We start from the raw sequence: 15,779 nt of genomic DNA, 5'->3' as shown, positions 1-15,779 counted from the left end.
AGGCACGGGCCCACCGAGAAATAGCACCCAGTTATAAAGCCGGTGACGGAGAATTGACGGCACTCTCGCGTCCCGGCGTCTTGACTGACGTAGGTGCAGTTTGTGTGCCAGCCCGCTTCAATGCCGCATCCGGTGTCGCATGGGCGGTGCCGGTGCCTGTCAGGCTGCGGCGTACGTCGAGATTGCGCGACACCACCAGCACCACCCGACGGTTGCGGGCACGGCCATCGGCCGTCGCGTTATTGGCTACCGGCTGGAACTCGCCGTAGCCCACCGATGCCAGGCGCTGCGGATTGACCCCCTGCATCGCCAACATCCGCACGATGCTCGCCGAGCGGGCCGACGACAGCTCCCAGTTGGTCGGATACTGCGCGGTCTGGATCGGCTGGTTGTCGGTAAAGCCCTCGACGTGAATCGGGTTGTCGAAGGGTTTGAGGATCGCCGCCACCTTGTCGATGATGTTGAACGCCAGGTCGCTGGGCATGGCATCGCCGCTGCCGAACAACAGGCTGGAGTTGAGTTCGATCTCGACCCACAGCTCGTTGCCGCGCACGGTCATCTGGTTGGAACTGATCAGGTCGCCAAAAGCCGCGCTGATATCGTCGGCGATGCTTTTCAGCGGATCGCTGGCACCGGCGATACCGGCGTCGGTCTGCTCGCTGTCCTTGACCAGCGGCTTGGCCGGGGTCACGGTCTGGGGCCGCTCCTCACCGATGGGAATCGGTTTGAGGGCGCGGTCCGAATCGGTGAACACGCCGATCAGCGCTTCGGAAATGACCTTGTACTTGCCCTCGTTGATCGAGGAGATCGAGTACATGACCACGAAAAAGGCGAACAGCAAGGTGATGAAGTCCGCGTAGGACACCAGCCAACGCTCATGGTTGACGTGTTCTTCATGCCGGCGACGACGGGACATAGTCCATTACCCCCATCAATCCATGAAGCCTTGCAGCTTCAACTCAATGGAACGAGGATTTTCACCTTCGGCAATCGACAGGATTCCTTCAAGCAACATTTCGCGATAACGCGACTGGCGCAAGGCTATGGACTTGAGCTTGGCGGCGATCGGCAGCAATACCAGGTTGGCGCTGGCCACGCCGTAGATGGTGGCGACGAAGGCCACGGCGATACCGCTGCCCAGCTGCGAAGGGTCGGCCAGGTTGCCCATCACATGGATCAAGCCCATGACCGCACCGATGATACCGATGGTCGGCGCGTAGCCGCCCATGCTTTCAAAGACCTTGGCCGCTTCGATGTCGCGGCTTTCCTGGGTGTAGAAATCCACTTCCAGGATGCTGCGGATGGACTCCGGCTCGGCGCCGTCCACCAGCAGTTGCAGGCCCTTGCGCGAATAGGTGTCGGGCTCGGCATCGGCCACGCCTTCCAGGCCCAGCAGACCTTCCTTGCGGGCGGTCAGGCTCCAGTTGACGACACGGTCGATGCCCCCCGGCAGGTCGACCCGCGGCGGAAACAGGATCCAGCCGAGGATCTGCATGGCCCGCTTGAAGGCGCTCAGCGGCGATTGCAGCAACGCCGCGCCGATGGTCCCGCCCAGCACGATCAGCGCCGCCGGACCATTGGCCAGGGCCGACAGATGACCGCCTTCCAGGTAGTTGCCACCGATGATGGCGACGAACGCCATGATGATCCCGATGAGGCTTAGAACATCCATCAGAGACAGGCCTCGACCAGGTGCTTGCCAATGTCGTCCAGGCCGTACACCGCATCCGCCAGCTCCGCCTTGACGATCGCCATCGGCATCCCGTAGATCACACAGCTCGCCTCATCCTGGGCCCAGACCGCGCTGCCGCCCTGCTTGAGCAGGCGCGCGCCTTCGCGACCGTCGGCGCCCATGCCGGTGAGGACCACCGCCAGAACTTTGTCGCCGTAGGACTTGGCCGCCGAACCGAAGGTAATGTCCACGCACGGCTTGTAGTTCAGGCGCTCGTCGCCCGGGAGGATTTTCACCGCGCCACGGCCGTCGACCATCATCTGCTTGCCGCCCGGTGCCAGCAGCGCCAGGCCCGGACGCAGGATGTCGCCATCCTCGGCTTCCTTGACGCTGATCCGGCAAAGCTTGTCCAGGCGCTCGGCGAACGCCTTGGTGAAGGCCGCCGGCATGTGCTGGATCAGCACGATCGGCGCCGGGAAGTTGGCCGGCAACTGGGTCAGCACTCGCTGCAGCGCCACCGGACCACCGGTGGAGGTACCGATGGCCACCAGTTTGTAGGCCTTGCGCTTGGGCGCCGGCGACGACGCGCCAGCGGCCGGCGTGCGGGCGGGAATCGGCGCCGGAGCCGGGCGCGCCGGGGCCGTGCCGCCGAAGCTGCTGGTGCTCGTTGGCGCGGGCTTCGGTGCCGCCGCCGGTTGTGGCGCCGGCGCACTGTAGCTGCTGAAACGACGGTTACTGCGCGAGATGCTATGGACCTTCTCGCACAGCAGTTGCTTGACCTTCTCGGGATTGCGCGAGATGTCTTCGAAGTTCTTCGGCAGGAAATCCACCGCGCCGGCATCCAGCGCATCCAGGGTTACCCGGGCGCCTTCATGGGTCAGCGAGGAGAACATCAATACCGGCGTCGGGCAGCGCTGCATGATATGCCGCACGGCCGTGATGCCATCCATCATCGGCATCTCGTAGTCCATGGTGATCACGTCCGGCTTGAGTGCCAGCGCCTGATCGATCGCCTCTTTGCCGTTGGTCGCGGTACCGACGACCTGGATATTGATATCCGCTGAAAGAATTTCCGAGACGCGGCGGCGGAAAAAACCCGAATCATCCACCACCAGGACCTTGACTGCCATAAACACTCCGTTAGGCGGGGCAAGGCAAATGGCCCCGCCCCTCCGGTATTCAAATACGCCGTGCGGCGTAACGCTTGAGCATGCTCGGAACATCGAGAATCAGGGCGATGCGGCCGTCACCGGTAATGGTGGCGCCCGACATGCCCGGGGTTCCCTGGAGCATCTTGCCCAATGGCTTGATGACGACTTCTTCCTGGCCGACCAGTTGATCGACGACGAAGCCGATCCGCTGGGTGCCGACCGAAAGGATCACCACATGGCCTTCGCGCTGCTCTTCGTGAGCGGCGGAGCTGACCAGCCAGCGCTTGAGGTAGAACAGTGGCAGCGCCTTGTCGCGGACGATCACCACCTCCTGGCCGTCGACCACGTTGGTGCGCGACAGGTCCAGGTGGAAGATTTCGTTGACGTTGACCAGCGGGAAGGCGAACGCCTGGTTGCCCAGCATCACCATCAGGGTCGGCATGATCGCCAGGGTCAGCGGCACCTTGATGACGATCTTCGAACCCTGGCCCTTGGTCGAGTAGATGTTGATCGAACCGTTGAGCTGGGAAATCTTGGTCTTCACCACGTCCATGCCCACGCCGCGGCCGGACACGTCGGAGATCTCGGTCTTGGTCGAAAAACCCGGGGCGAAGATCAGGTTGTAGCACTCGGTGTCGCTCAGGCGATCGGCGGCATCCTTGTCCATCACCCCACGCTTGACCGCAATCGCGCGCAGGACGTTCGGGTCCATGCCTTTGCCGTCGTCGGAGATCGACAGCAGGATATGGTCGCCTTCCTGCTCGGCCGCCAGCACCACCTTGCCGCCACGGGACTTGCCCGAGGCCTCGCGCTCTTCCGGCGACTCGATACCGTGGTCGACGGCGTTGCGCACCAAGTGCACCAGCGGGTCGGCCAGGGCCTCGACGAGGTTCTTGTCGAGGTCGGTCTCTTCGCCGACCAGCTCCAGGTTGATCTCTTTCTTGAGCTGGCGGGCCAGGTCGCGAACCAGACGCGGGAAGCGCCCGAAGACCTTCTTGATCGGCTGCATCCGGGTCTTCATCACCGCGGTCTGCAAGTCGGCCGTGACCACGTCGAGGTTCGACACGGCCTTGGACATGGCTTCGTCGCCGCTGTTGAGCCCCAGGCGCACCAGGCGGTTACGCACCAGCACCAGCTCGCCGACCATGTTCATGATTTCGTCCAGCCGCGCGGTATCGACCCGCACGGTGGTTTCGGCTTCGCTGACCGGCTTTTCCGCCGGGGCGGCAGCCGGAGCACGAGCAGGCGCCGCCGCAGCGGCTGGAGCCGGTTTTGGCGTTTCGGCCTTGGCTTCCGGCTTCTTCACTGCAGGCTTGGCAACGGCGGCAGGCGCCGGAGCCGTGACGGCCGTTGCGCTCCCCACGGTCGCCGCGGCAGCGGGCACTTCAGAGAACTTGCCCTTGCCATGCAGCTCGTCGAGCAGGGATTCGAATTCCTGGTCGGTGATCAGGTCGCTACCAGCGGCGGCCGCGCTTGGTGCTGCCGGCGGCACTGCCGCCGCCACCGCGGAGTCCAGCGCATCGACCGCAAAGTTGCCTTTGCCATGCAGCTGGTCCAGCAGGGCTTCGAATTCGTCATCGGTGATTTCGTCGCTGGCCGCGGCTTTTTCCGCAGCCGGCGCCGTGGCCGAAGGGGCCACCGCATCCGGTGCGAACTGGCCCTTGCCATGCAATTGATCGAGCAGCGACTCGAACTCGGCATCGGTGATTTCGTCGCTGGCCGCTTCGCTGCCGGCAACGGGTGCCGCAGGGGCAACAGCAGCCGGAGCTTCGGCCTCGGCCTTGGCGGCATTGAGCGAATCGAGCAACTGCTCGAACTCGCTGTCGGTGATATCGCCGGACTCGCTTTCGGTCGATTCGGCGACCGGTTCGGCAACGGCTTCAACAACTGTCTCAACCTCGGCCACCGGCGCGGCGACCTCCTCGGCCCCCGCAGGCTCGGCCAGGCGGGCCAGGGCAGCCAGCAGCTCCGGAGTGGCGGCGGTGATCTCGGTACGCTCGCGCACCTGGCCGAACATGCCGTTCACTGCGTCCAGCGCTTCGAGCACTACGTCCATCAGTTCCGCGTCGACGCGACGCTCACCCTTGCGCAGGATGTCGAACACGTTCTCGGCGATGTGGCAGCACTCCACCAGCTCGTTGAGCTGGAGGAAGCCGGCGCCCCCTTTTACAGTGTGAAAACCGCGAAAAATTGCGTTGAGCAGATCCGCATCGTCCGGTCGGCTTTCCAGCTCGACCAGTTGTTCGGACAGTTGCTCTAGAATCTCGCCGGCCTCAACCAGAAAATCCTGAAGGATTTCTTCATCGGCGCCGAAGCTCATGTATGGGTGCTCCTAGAATCCAAGGCTGGAAAGCAAATCGTCGACATCGTCCTGACCGGATACAACGTCTTCACGTTTATCGGCATGAATCTGCGGACCTTCACCCTTGGCCAGATGTTTTTGCGGATCTTTTTCAGCGAGGATCGATTCACGGTCATGTTCGATGCCGGCAAAACGATCGACCTGGCTGGCCATCAGGACCAGTTTGAGCAGGTTGCTCTCGACTTCGGTGACCAACTGGGTCACGCGCTTGATCACCTGACCGGTCAGGTCCTGGTAGTCCTGCGCCAGCAGAATGTCGTTGAGGTTGCTCGATACCGCGCGCGTGTCTTGCTCGCTGCGGGTCAGGAAACCGTCCACCCGGCGGGCCAGGTCGCGGAATTCCTCGGCGCCCAGTTCGCGGCGCATGAAACGCCCCCAATCGGCGCTCAGGGCCTGGGCTTCGCTGCTCAGGCCATTGACCAGCGGGGTGGCGCTCTCGACCAGATCCATGGTGCGGTTGGCCGCGGCCTCGGTCAGCCTGACCACATAGGACAGGCGCTCGGTGGCATCCGTGATCTGTGAAACTTCCTCGGCTTGCGGCATATGCGGGTCAATCTGGAAATTGACGATGGCGCTATGCAGCTCGCGGGTGAGCTTGCCGACCTCCTGGTACAGGCCGCGGTCACGGGTCTGGTTGAGCTCATGGATCAGTTGCACGGCTTCGCCGAACTTGCCTTTTTCAAGGCTGTCGACCAGTTCGAGTGCGTGTTTTTTCAGGGTCGATTCGAAATCGCCCAATGAAGATTCGTTGTGCTCCATAGCTCCCCCGTGGCGGAATGATTCCACTCTCAACCGATGCGTTCGAAGATCTTCTCGATCTTCTCTTTCAACGCCTGGGCCGTGAAGGGCTTGACCACATAACCGTTTACGCCGGCCTGGGCAGCTTCGATGATTTGTTCGCGCTTGGCTTCAGCGGTCACCATGAGTACCGGCAGGTGCTTGAGTTTTTCATCGGCGCGCACATGGCGCAGCAGATCGATACCGGTCATGCCGGGCATGTTCCAGTCCGTTACCAGAAAGTCGATGCTCCCACTGTTGAGGACCGGAATGGCGGTGGTGCCATCGTCAGCCTCGACCGTGTTGGTGAAGCCCAGGTCACGCAACAGGTTTTTTATGATCCGCCGCATCGTTGAGAAGTCATCAACGATGAGGATTTTCATGTTCTTGTCCAATTCGACCTCCAAGCAGTCTTAAACGCGTCCAGCACCTGAACGCGCCATTCAATCAATCAGGCAGAGCACTCAACGACTGCATGGAATACACACCGCAAGTCCGGCCACGTCGTGCCAGTCTCGTCCGCAGTGTCCCCCACACTGCCTGTCAGCGCGCTCGCCACTCTCCCAAACGCCCCCGCAAACGGGCCGCGCACTGGCTGTGTAACTGGCTGACCCGCGATTCGCTGACCCCCAGGACCTCACCGATTTCCTTGAGGTTCAGCTCTTCGTCGTAGTACAGCGCCAAGACCAGTCGCTCACGCTCCGGCAAATTGGCAATCGCGTCCGCCAGCGCGGCCTGGAAACGTTCGTCCTCCAGGTCGCGCGACGGCTCGAGATGAGCACTCGCGCCATCCTCATGCAGCCCTTCATGCTCGCCGTCCTGCAACAGGTCGTCGAAGCTGAACAGGCGACTGCCCAAGGTGTCGTTCAAAATCCCGTAATAATCGTCGAGACTCAATTGAAGTTCGGCCGCAACTTCATGATCTTTAGCGTCACGACCGGTTTTAGCTTCAATTGCGCGAATGGCATCGCTCACCATCCGGGTATTGCGATGTACCGAACGCGGCGCCCAGTCACCTTTACGGACCTCATCGAGCATCGCACCACGGATACGGATACCCGCGTAGGTCTCGAAACTTGCGCCCTTGCTCGCGTCGTACTTGGTCGACACTTCGAGCAGACCGATCATCCCGGCCTGGATCAGGTCTTCGACCTGGACACTGGCCGGCAGGCGCGCCAGCAAGTGATAGGCAATACGCTTGACCAGCGGCGCATAGCGCTCGATCAATTCGTACTGGCTGTCACGTGCCGACTTTTTGTAAAGGTTGTAGCCGCTGGCGCTCATAGCACCGGTCCCGCTGTCTGATGCACGAGCCGCTCGACGAAAAATTCCAGATGTCCACGTGGGTTGGCCGGCAACGGCCAGGTATCGACCTTCTGCGCGATGGCCTTGAACGCCAGCGCGCATTTCGAACGCGGAAACGCCTCATAGACCGCACGCTGCTTTTGCACGGCCTTGCGCACGCATTCGTCGTAAGGCACGGCGCCGACATATTGTAGGGCCACGTCCAGGAAGCGATCCGTGACCTTGGTCAACTTGGCGAACAGATTGCGCCCTTCCTGCGGGCTCTGCGCCATGTTGGCGAGCACGCGGAAGCGGTTCATGCCGTAGTCGCGGTTGAGCAGCTTGATCAGCGCGTAGGCGTCGGTGATCGAGGTCGGCTCGTCGCAGACCACCAGCAACACTTCCTGGGCCGCGCGGACAAAGCTGACCACCGAGTCGCCGATGCCGGCGGCGGTGTCGATCACCAGCACATCGAGGTTGTCGCCGATGTCGCTGAAAGCCTGGATCAGGCCGGCATGCTGCGCCGGGCTCAGATGAACCATGCTCTGGGTGCCGGACGCCGCCGGCACGATACGGATTCCACCCGGCCCCTGCAGCAGCACATCGCGCAGCTCGCAGCGGCCTTCGATCACGTCAGCGAGGGTCCGTTTGGGGGTCAGCCCCAATAGCACGTCGACGTTGGCCAGGCCCAGGTCGGCGTCCAGCAGCATGACGCGCCGGCCGAGCTCCGCTAGGGCCAGGGACAAGTTCACTGACACGTTAGTCTTGCCGACGCCACCTTTGCCGCCGGTCACCGCGATCACCTGTACGGGATGCATGCTGCCCATGTTCGTTCTTTACCTTGTCTTACTTAGACGGGGCCACATAACTGGCTGCGCGTTCACCAACGGAACAATGCCTGGCAGACCATCGATGTAGGTACATTGCAATCTTTTCATGATTCCCTCAGCCAACCCGCTTGGTCGGGTTGTGGTAGAGGTCAGCGAACATGTCAGCCATGGCTTCTTCGCTGGGTTCTTCCTGCATCTGCACGCTCACCGCACGACTGACCAGCTGGTGACGGCGCGGCAAGTGCAGATCGTCCGGAATCCGCGGGCCATCGGTCAGATAGGCAACAGGGAGTTCATGACTGATCGCCAGGCTCAACACCTCACCAAGGCTGGCGGTTTCATCCAGTTTAGTCAGGATGCAGCCGGCCAGCCCGCAACGCTTGTAGCTGTGGTATGCGGCGGTTAGAACCTGTTTCTGGCTGGTGGTTGCCAAGACCAGATAATTTTTTGCCCGGATGCCACGTCCGGCCAGGCTTTCCAGCTGCATGCGCAGGGCCGGGTCGCTGGCTTGCAGGCCGGCGGTGTCGATCAGCACCACACGCTTGCGCAGCAGCGGATCGAGGGCTTGCGCCAGGGACTGGCCCGGGTCGACATGGGTCACCGAGACGTTGAGGATCCGGCCCAGGGTCTTGAGCTGTTCCTGGGCGCCGATGCGGTAGCTGTCCATGCTCACCAGCGCGATGTTCTGCGCGCCGTACTTGAGTACATAACGCGCGGCCAGCTTGGCCAGGGTGGTGGTCTTGCCCATGCCGGCGGGGCCGACCATGGCGATCACACCGCCCTCCTCCAGTGGCTCGACTTCCGGGGTCACGATCATCCGCGCCAGGTGGGCCAGGAGCATGCGCCAGGCCTGACGGGGTTCGTCGATTTCAGTGATCAGCGCCAGCAGGTCGCGGGCCAGCGGACCGGACAAGCCGATACGCTGCAGGCGCCGCCACAGGTTGGCCTGCTCGGGCCGGCTGCCTTGCAGCTGGCTCCAGGCCAGGGAGCCGAGCTGGACTTCCAGCAGCTCGCGCAGGCCATTGAGTTCAAAACGCATCGAGTCCAGCGCCCGCTGATCGACAGCCGGCGCGGCGACTACCGGGGCCGGGCGCTGGGGTTCGTTGAATGTAGGTTCGATCAGCGGCTCGGCGGCGGTCAGCGGCAGGCCGGCGAACAGCTGGCGATTGGTGCTGGCATCGCCGTCGCCACGCAGGCTCAGTTCGGCCTGGGCGGTGACGATGCGCGACTGAGTCTTGCGCAGTTCGTCCTCGAGCTCCATGTTCGGCACCCGTGGCGCCAGCGCCGACAGCTTGTAATCCAGGGCAGCCGTCAGCTCGACACCGCCGGCGATGCGGCGATTGCCAATGATGGCGGCGTCGGCGCCCAGCTCATCACGAACCAGCTTCATGGCCTGACGCATATCGGCGGCGAAAAAACGCTTAACTTGCATAACCCACTACCTCAGCCGTTGGGCCCTACTGTCGCAACGATGGTCACTTGCTTGTTGTCAGGGATTTCCTGGTACGCCAACACGTGCAAGCCCGGGACCGCCAGGCGTCCGAACCGCGAGAGCATCGCGCGGACCGGACCGGCTACCAGCAGAATCACCGGTTGACCTTGCATTTCCTGGCGCTGCGCGGCTTCGATCAACGAACGCTGCAGCTTCTCAGCCATGCTTGGCTCCAACAGGACACCCTCTTCCGAGCCTTGTCCTGCCTTCTGCAGACTATTGAGCAAAATCTGTTCCAACCTGGGCTCCAAGGTGATCACAGGCAGCTCGGACTCAGTCCCTACAATGCTTTGCACGATGGCGCGCGACAATCCGACACGCACCGCGGCCACCAAAGCGGCAGTATCTTGACTCTTGGCGGCATTGTTCGCGATGGCCTCGGCAATGCTGCGGATATCGCGCACCGGCACCTGTTCGGCCAGCAGCGCCTGCAGCACCTTGAGCAGCTGGGACAACGAAAGCACGCCCGGCACCAGCTCTTCCGCCAGCTTCGGCGAACCCTTGGCCAGCAATTGCAAGAGCTGCTGGACTTCTTCGTGGCCGATCAGCTCGCTGGAGTGCTTGTACAGAATCTGGTTGAGGTGGGTGGCGACCACGGTGCTGGCGTCGACCACGGTGTAGCCCAGCGACTGCGCCTGGGCGCGCTGGCTGATCTCGATCCACACCGCCTCCAGGCCGAAGGCCGGATCTTTGGCGTTGATGCCGTTGAGCGTGCCATAGACCTGCCCCGGGTTGATCGCCAGCTCGCGATCCGGGTAAATCTCGGCCTCGGCCAGGATCACCCCCATCAGCGTCAGCCGGTAGGCGCTGGGCGCCAGGTCGAGGTTGTCGCGAATATGCACGGTGGGCATGAGGAAGCCCAGGTCCTGGGACAGCTTCTTGCGCACGCCCTTGATCCGCGCCAGCAATTGCCCACCCTGGTTGCGGTCCACCAGGGGAATCAGGCGATAACCGACTTCCAGGCCGATCATGTCGATCTGGGTCACGTCGTCCCAGCCCAGCTCCTTGGTTTCCAGGGCGCGGGCCGGCGAAGGCAGCAGTTCCTGCTGGCGCTTGACCTCTTCCAGCGCCTTGACCTTGACCACGTTCTGGCGTTTCCAGAACAGGTACGCGGCACCGGCCGCCAGGGCCGCCATGCTCAGGAAGGAAAAGTGCGGCATGCCCGGCACCAGGCCCATCACCGCCATCAGGCCAGCGGCGACAGCCAGGGCCCGGGGCGAAGCGAACATCTGCCGGTTGATCTGCTTGCCCATGTCTTCGGAACCGGAAGCACGGGTCACCATGATCGCGGCCGCGGTGGACAGCAGCAGCGATGGCAATTGCGCCACCAAACCGTCACCGATGGTCAGCAAGGCGTAGACCCGGCCGGCATCGCCGAAGGACATGTGGTGCTGGAAGATGCCGACCGCCATGCCGCCGATCAGGTTGATGAACAGGATCAGCAGGCCGGCGATGGCGTCACCGCGGACGAACTTGCTGGCACCGTCCATGGAACCGTAGAACTCGGCCTCCTGGGCCACTTCCGAGCGGCGGGCCTTGGCCTGGGCCTGGTCGATCAGGCCGGCGTTGAGGTCGGCGTCGATGGCCATCTGCTTGCCCGGCATCGCATCGAGGGTGAAACGTGCGCTCACCTCGGAAATCCGCCCGGCACCCTTGGTCACCACCACGAAGTTGATGATCATCAGGATCGCGAACACCACGATACCGACCACATAGTTACCGCCGATCACCACCTCGCCGAAGGCCTGGATCACTTTACCGGCGGCGGCGTGACCGTCCTGGCCGTGGAGCATCACCACCCGCGTGGAGGCCACGTTCAGCGCCAGGCGCAACAGGGTCGCCACCAGCAGGATGGTCGGGAACACCGCGAAATCCAGCGGCCGCAGGGCATACACGCAGACCAGCAGCACGACGATCGACAGGGCGATGTTGAAGGTGAAGAACACGTCCAGCAGGAACGGCGGCACCGGCAGCATCATCATGGCCAGCATGACCAGCAGCAACAGCGGCACCCCCAGGTTCCCTCGACTGAGGTCGGCCAGGTTAGTGCGAGCCGTACTGATTAACTGAGAGCGATCCACCGGTATTCCCCGTTCCCTTGAAGCAAACTTTTGACGCCTGGAGGCGGCGCAGGGCGGGTATTGCAAGAAGCCTTCCAACTTTTGCCTGGAAGGCAAACTGATTTATGGCGTTGCGCCATCAGTCGTCACACAAGGCGCTTTCGCGCCATCGCGAGCAAGCTCGTTCCTACGGCCGGGCGTGGACTCTGCTGGAGCGAGCTTGCTCGCGATAACGTCGGTACAGCCAACGCCGACCTCAGGAATCGCGACGCAAATCCGGCGGAATCGGCAGGTCCTTGAGCGGATCGGGACGCTTGCCTTTGCCGGCCCGGTGCTGGCGAATCTGATAGACATACGCCAGCACCTGGGCCACCGCCAGATAAAGCCCGGCGGGGATTTCCTGCTCCAGCTCGGTGGAGTAGTAGATCGAACGCGCCAGCGCCGGCGATTCCAGCAACAGCACTTCGTTGGCCACGGCGATCTCGCGGATCTTCAGCGCCAGGAAATCGCTGCCCTTGGCCAGCAACACCGGCGCCCCGCCCTTCTCGGCGTCGTACTTGAGCGCCACGGCGTAGTGGGTCGGGTTGGTGATGACCACATCCGCCTCGGGAATCGCCGCCATCATCCGCCGCTGCGACATCTCGCGCTGGACCTGGCGAATCCGCTGCTTGACCTCCGGACGCCCCTCCTGGTCCTTGTGCTCGTCACGCACTTCCTGCTTGGTCATCAGCAGCTTCTTGTAGCTCTGGTACAGCTGCACCGGCACGTCCACCGCGGCGATCAGGATCAGCCCGCAAGCCATCCACAAGGTACTCCAGGCCACCACTTGCACACTGTGGATAATCGCCTGCTCCAGCGGCTCGTGGGCGATCCGCAGCAGGTCGTCGATGTCCGAAGACAGCACCGACAAGGCCACGATCAGGATCACCACGAACTTGGCGAAGGCCTTGAGCAACTCGATCAGCGAGGTCGGGGACACCATGCGCTTCATGCCGCTGAGCGGGTTCATGCGGCTGAACTTGGGCGCCAGGCTCTTGGTGGAAAACAGCCAGCCGCCCAAGGAGATAGGACCGATCAGTGCCGCCAGCACCAGGGGCAGCAGGATCGGCATCGCGGCGATAATCGCGATCTTGCCCGAATGCAGCAGGTACAGGCCCATGGCGCCGGGGCTGAGCAGCACCTCGCGCGGCAGGGAGAAATTCAGGCGCATGATTTCCAGCAGGTCCCGGGCCACTCCCGCGCCGTAGATCAGCAGGCCGGCGGCGCCGATCATGGTGATCGCCAGGGTATTGAGTTCCTTGGAGCGGGCAATCTCGCCCTTTTCCCGGGAGTCCTTCTTGCGTTTCTCCGTGGGGTCTTCTGTCTTGTCCTGACCGCTCTCGCTCTCAGCCATGGTTCAACGCGCCTGCGCCAGGTTGCGCAGCAACTGCAGGGCCTCGACGGCCAGCGGTTGATACTGGTTGAGAATGTCGCCCAGGCTGACCCAGAAAATCACCAGGCCCAGTACCAGGGTCAGCGGAAAGCCGATGGAGAAAATGTTCAACTGCGGCGCCGCGCGGGTCATCACGCCAAAGGCAATGTTCACCACCAGCAGCGCGGTGATCGCCGGCAATACCAGCAACAGCGCGGCGCCCAGCACCCAACCCAGCTTGCCGGCGATGTCCCAGAAATGGTTGACCAGCAGCGCGCTGCCCACCGGCAAGGTGGTGAAGCTCTCGGTCAGCACCTCGAAGACCACCAGATGCCCATTCATGCCGAGGAACAGCAAGGTCACCAGCATGGTCAGGAACTGCCCGATCACCGCCGCCGAAACACCGTTGGTGGGGTCGACCATGGACGCGAAGCCCATGCCCATCTGCGTCGAAATGATCTGCCCGGCGATCACGAAAGCCTGGAAGAACAACTGCAGGGAGAAACCGAACAAGGCACCGATGATGATCTGCTCGGCAATCAGCAGCAGCCCGCCGAGATCCAGTGCATTGACCGCCGGCATGGGCGGCAGCCCCGGCACCACCACGACCGTGATGGCCAGGGTGAAATACAGACGGATGCGGGTCGGCACCAGGGTCGTGCCGAAGACCGGCATGGTCATCAGCACGGCGCCGATACGAAACAGCGGCAGCATGAAGCTCGCGACCCAGGTGCTGATCTGCGTATCGGTAAGCGCCAGCAGAGACATGATTCAGCCGATCAACTGCGGAATACTGCCGTACAACTGCAGGATGTATTCCATGAAGGTCTGCACCAGCCAGGGACCGGCGACGATCAGCGTCACCAGCATCACCAGCAGGCGCGGCAGGAAGCTCAGGGTCTGTTCGTTGATCTGGGTGGCGGCCTGGAACATCGCCACCAGCAAGCCCACCAGCAGGCTGGGGATCACCAGGATGGCGACCATCATGGTGGTCAGCCAGAGCGCTTCGCGAAACAGGTCTACTGCGACTTCAGGCGTCATAACGCGTCACCCGCCAACAAGGTTCTAAACACCACCGAAACTGCCCGCCAGGGTGCCGATGATCAGGGCCCAGCCATCCACCAGCACGAACAGCATGATCTTGAACGGCAGGGAAATGATCAGCGGCGAGAGCATCATCATGCCCATGGCCATCAGCACACTGGCGACCACCAGGTCGATGATCAGGAACGGAATGAAGATCATGAAACCGATCTGGAACGCGGTCTTCAGCTCCGAGGTGACGAAGGCCGGCACCAGGATCGTCAGCGGCGCCTGGTCCGGCGTCGCGATATCAGTGCGCTTGGACAGGCGCATGAACAGCTCCAGGTCGCTGCTGCGGGTCTGGGCCAGCATGAAATCCTTGATCGGCACCTGGGCCTTGGCCACCGCGTCCTGGGCGCTGAGCTTCTCCGCCAGGTACGGCTGCAGGGCATCCTGGTTCACCCGGTCGAACACCGGGGCCATGATGAACATCGTCAGGAACAGCGCCATGCCGGTGAGAATCTGGTTCGACGGCGTCTGCTGCAGGCCCAGGGCCTGACGCAGGATCGAGAACACGATGATGATCCGGGTAAAGCTGGTCATCAGCATGACGAACGCCGGAATGAAGCTCAGCGCGGTCATGATCAACAGGATCTGCAGGCTGACCGAGTATTCCTGCTGGCCGTCGGCATTGGTGCCGAGGGTGATCGCCGGGATCGACAACGGGTCGGCCGCCAGCGCCAGCGGCGCCGCCAGCATCAGGGCCAACATCAAGAGGAGGCGCAACGGCATTACTTCTTATCCTTCTGATCCTTGCCCAGCAGCTCCATCAGGCGCTGGGCAAACTCCGGAGTCGCCTGCTCGGTGCTCGGCACCTGCACCGGCTCCTTGAGCACATGCAACGCAGTGATGGTGCCCGGCGTCAGGCCGAGCAGAATCTGTTCGTTGCCGACCTGCACCAGCACCAGCCGGTCCCGCGGCCCAAGCGCCCGCGAACCGATCAGCTCGATGACCTGGCCCTTGCCGGCCGGTCCGGCCTGCTGCACCCGGCGCAACAGCCAGGCGAGGAAGAAGATCAGCCCCACCACCAGCAACAGGCCCAGCACCAGCTGGGTCAGCTGCCCGGCCACGCCGCTGCTGCCAACCGCTGGCGCGGCGGTACCGGCCACCGGCTCGGCGGCCAGGGCCCAAAGCGGCCAGGCCAGGAACAGCGCGAGTGCCTTTCTCACTTAGCGCAGCTTCTTGATGCGTTCGCTCGGGCTGATCACGTCGGTCAGGCGGATGCCGAACTTCTCGTTGACCACCACCACTTCGCCATGGGCGATCAGCGTGCCGTTGACCAGCACGTCCAGCGGCTCGCCGGCCAGGCGATCGAGTTCGATCACCGATCCCTGGTTGAGTTGCAGCAGGTTGCGAATGTTGATGTCGGTGCTGCCGACCTCCATGGAGATCGATACCGGGATATCCAGGATCACGTCCAGGTTCGGACCGTCGAGGGTCACCGGCTCGTTGTTCTTCGGCACGCTGCCGAACTCTTCCATCGGCAGGCGATTGGACGCTGGCACGCTGGCCGCATCGGCCGCCAGCAAGGCATCGATATCGTCTTGCCCGGCGTCGCCGGTTTCCTGCAGGGCAGCCGCCCACTCATCAGCCAGGGCCTGGTCTTCTGCGGAAGTCATTTCGTGTTCGTCAGCCATGTTGTCCTCGGCGGGCAAAA

Annotated in this window: 16 protein-coding genes; all 16 read right to left on the bottom strand. The window is 62.9% G+C overall.

All coding sequences use genetic code 11. The annotated features are described in order from the left end of the window. Nucleotides 1-31 precede the first annotated feature (31 nt). Nucleotides 32-916 (bottom strand): flagellar motor protein MotD, encoded by an 885-nt coding sequence (gene motD, locus CXQ81_RS10640; RefSeq protein ID WP_007922499.1) that lies wholly within the window; start codon nt 914-916, stop codon nt 32-34. 15 nt (nt 917-931) lie between these two features. Continuing rightward, on the bottom strand, nt 932-1,672 hold the full coding sequence (locus CXQ81_RS10635; RefSeq protein ID WP_007922500.1) for a flagellar motor protein: 741 nt from the start codon (nt 1,670-1,672) through the stop codon (nt 932-934). After that, nucleotides 1,672-2,802: a chemotaxis response regulator protein-glutamate methylesterase gene (locus CXQ81_RS10630; RefSeq protein ID WP_092418067.1), complete on the bottom strand. Its 1,131-nt coding sequence runs from the start codon at nt 2,800-2,802 to the stop codon at nt 1,672-1,674. Before CXQ81_RS10630 ends, CXQ81_RS10635 begins: the two co-directional genes overlap by 1 nt. 49 nt (nt 2,803-2,851) lie before the next feature. Beyond that, nucleotides 2,852-5,143, bottom strand: a complete 2,292-nt coding sequence (locus tag CXQ81_RS10625; RefSeq protein ID WP_101337174.1) for a chemotaxis protein CheA — start codon at nt 5,141-5,143, stop codon at nt 2,852-2,854. Nucleotides 5,144-5,155: 12 nt separating this feature from the next. Beyond that, nucleotides 5,156-5,944: a protein phosphatase CheZ gene (locus CXQ81_RS10620; protein WP_007922504.1), complete on the bottom strand. Its 789-nt coding sequence runs from the start codon at nt 5,942-5,944 to the stop codon at nt 5,156-5,158. 29 nt (nt 5,945-5,973) lie between these two features. Then, on the bottom strand, nt 5,974-6,345 hold the full coding sequence (locus CXQ81_RS10615; protein ID WP_003183998.1) for a chemotaxis response regulator CheY: 372 nt from the start codon (nt 6,343-6,345) through the stop codon (nt 5,974-5,976). 160 nt (nt 6,346-6,505) lie between these two features. Further along, complete coding sequence (gene fliA / locus CXQ81_RS10610) at nt 6,506-7,246, bottom strand: RNA polymerase sigma factor FliA (protein WP_007922505.1); 741 nt, start codon at nt 7,244-7,246, stop codon at nt 6,506-6,508. Continuing rightward, nucleotides 7,243-8,073, bottom strand: a complete 831-nt coding sequence (gene fleN / locus CXQ81_RS10605) for a flagellar synthesis regulator FleN (RefSeq protein ID WP_007922506.1) — start codon at nt 8,071-8,073, stop codon at nt 7,243-7,245. Before fleN ends, fliA begins: the two co-directional genes overlap by 4 nt. 118 nt (nt 8,074-8,191) lie before the next feature. Beyond that, nucleotides 8,192-9,508 (bottom strand): flagellar biosynthesis protein FlhF, encoded by a 1,317-nt coding sequence (gene flhF, locus CXQ81_RS10600; RefSeq protein ID WP_007922507.1) that lies wholly within the window; start codon nt 9,506-9,508, stop codon nt 8,192-8,194. Between the two features lie 11 nt (nt 9,509-9,519). Continuing rightward, nucleotides 9,520-11,649, bottom strand: a complete 2,130-nt coding sequence (gene flhA / locus CXQ81_RS10595) for a flagellar biosynthesis protein FlhA (protein WP_037033952.1) — start codon at nt 11,647-11,649, stop codon at nt 9,520-9,522. Nucleotides 11,650-11,884: 235 nt separating this feature from the next. Beyond that, nucleotides 11,885-13,021: a flagellar biosynthesis protein FlhB gene (gene flhB, locus CXQ81_RS10590; RefSeq protein WP_007922509.1), complete on the bottom strand. Its 1,137-nt coding sequence runs from the start codon at nt 13,019-13,021 to the stop codon at nt 11,885-11,887. A gap of 3 nt (nt 13,022-13,024) precedes the next feature. Beyond that, complete coding sequence (gene fliR, locus CXQ81_RS10585) at nt 13,025-13,807, bottom strand: flagellar biosynthetic protein FliR (protein ID WP_007922510.1); 783 nt, start codon at nt 13,805-13,807, stop codon at nt 13,025-13,027. Nucleotides 13,808-13,810: 3 nt separating this feature from the next. Further along, the gene (gene fliQ / locus CXQ81_RS10580) at nt 13,811-14,080 is read right to left on the bottom strand and encodes a flagellar biosynthesis protein FliQ (RefSeq protein ID WP_003184009.1); all 270 of its coding nucleotides are present in this window, start codon (nt 14,078-14,080) and stop codon (nt 13,811-13,813) included. A 24-nt stretch (nt 14,081-14,104) separates the two neighbouring features. Further along, a complete protein-coding gene (gene fliP, locus CXQ81_RS10575; RefSeq protein WP_007922525.1) occupies nt 14,105-14,854 on the bottom strand; it encodes a flagellar type III secretion system pore protein FliP in 750 nt (249 codons plus the stop codon). Next, a complete protein-coding gene (gene fliO / locus CXQ81_RS10570) occupies nt 14,854-15,291 on the bottom strand; it encodes a flagellar biosynthetic protein FliO (protein WP_087088873.1) in 438 nt (145 codons plus the stop codon). Before fliO ends, fliP begins: the two co-directional genes overlap by 1 nt. Then, complete coding sequence (gene fliN, locus CXQ81_RS10565) at nt 15,292-15,759, bottom strand: flagellar motor switch protein FliN (protein WP_101339398.1); 468 nt, start codon at nt 15,757-15,759, stop codon at nt 15,292-15,294. Nucleotides 15,760-15,779 lie beyond the last annotated feature (20 nt).

This window comes from Pseudomonas sp. 09C 129 (assembly GCF_002843625.1).
In the GTDB taxonomy this organism is placed as follows: Bacteria; Pseudomonadota; Gammaproteobacteria; order Pseudomonadales; family Pseudomonadaceae; genus Aquipseudomonas; species Aquipseudomonas chlororaphis.
This window is presented reverse-complemented; position numbering and strand designations above follow the sequence as displayed.